General features: G+C 56.1%; 1 rRNA gene (only partly in view). It reads left to right on the top strand.

Annotated elements, in window-relative coordinates:
- Positions 1-1,395, top strand: a 23S ribosomal RNA gene (locus tag ACIRCZ_RS20505); it begins 1,796 nt to the left of the window's first position.
- Positions 1,396-1,416 lie beyond the last annotated feature (21 nt).

The following is a 1,416-nucleotide window of genomic DNA, read 5'->3' as shown; positions in this document are numbered from 1 at the left end:
AGGCTGAGACCTGATGCCGAGCCGATTGTGGTGAAGTGGATGATCCTATGCTGTCGAGAAAAGCCTCTAGCGAGTTTCATGGCGGCCCGTACCCTAAACCGACTCAGGTGGTCAGGTAGAGAATACCGAGGCGTTCGGGTGAACTATGGTTAAGGAACTCGGCAAAATGCCCCCGTAACTTCGGGAGAAGGGGGGCCATCACTGGTGATCCGATTTACTCGGTGAGCTGGGGGTGGCCGCAGAGACCAGCGAGAAGCGACTGTTTACTAAAAACACAGGTCCGTGCGAAGCCGTAAGGCGATGTATACGGACTGACGCCTGCCCGGTGCTGGAACGTTAAGGGGACCGGTTAGTCACTCTTCGGGGTGGCGAAGCTGAGAACTTAAGCGCCAGTAAACGGCGGTGGTAACTATAACCATCCTAAGGTAGCGAAATTCCTTGTCGGGTAAGTTCCGACCTGCACGAATGGCGTAACGACTTCTCGACTGTCTCAACCATAGGCCCGGTGAAATTGCACTACGAGTAAAGATGCTCGTTTCGCGCAGCAGGACGGAAAGACCCCGGGACCTTTACTACAGTTTGATATTGGTGTTCGGTTCGGCTTGTGTAGGATAGCTGGGAGACTTTGAAGTCATGGCGCCAGCCATGGTGGAGTCGTCGTTGAAATACCAGTCTGGTCGTGCTGGATGTCTAACCTGGGTCCGTGATCCGGATCAGGGACAGTGTCTGATGGGTAGTTTAACTGGGGCGGTTGCCTCCTAAAGAGTAACGGAGGCGCCCAAAGGTTCCCTCAGCCTGGTTGGTAATCAGGTGTTGAGTGTAAGTGCACAAGGGAGCTTGACTGTGAGACCGACGGGTCGAGCAGGGACGAAAGTCGGGACTAGTGATCCGGCGGTGGCTTGTGGAAGCGCCGTCGCTCAACGGATAAAAGGTACCCCGGGGATAACAGGCTGATCTTCCCCAAGAGTCCATATCGACGGGATGGTTTGGCACCTCGATGTCGGCTCGTCGCATCCTGGGGCTGGAGTCGGTCCCAAGGGTTGGGCTGTTCGCCCATTAAAGCGGTACGCGAGCTGGGTTTAGAACGTCGTGAGACAGTTCGGTCCCTATCCGCTGTGCGCGTAGGAATATTGAGAAGGGCTGTCCCTAGTACGAGAGGACCGGGACGGACGAACCTCTGGTGTGCCAGTTGTCCTGCCAAGGGCATGGCTGGTTGGCTACGTTCGGGAGGGATAACCGCTGAAAGCATCTAAGCGGGAAGCCTGCTTCGAGATGAGTATTCCCACCCCCTTGAGGGGTTAAGGCTCCCAGTAGACGACTGGGTTGATAGGCCAGATCTGGAAGGCGGGTAACCGCTGGAGGTGACTGGTACTAATAGGCCGAGGGCTTGTCCTCAGTTGCTCGCGTCCACTGTGT

Source organism: Leifsonia sp. NPDC102414, assembly GCF_044765685.1.
Lineage (GTDB): Bacteria > Actinomycetota > Actinomycetes > Actinomycetales > Microbacteriaceae > Leifsonia.
The sequence above is the reverse complement of the archived record's forward strand: the minus strand, read 5'-3'. Positions and strand labels throughout refer to the sequence as shown.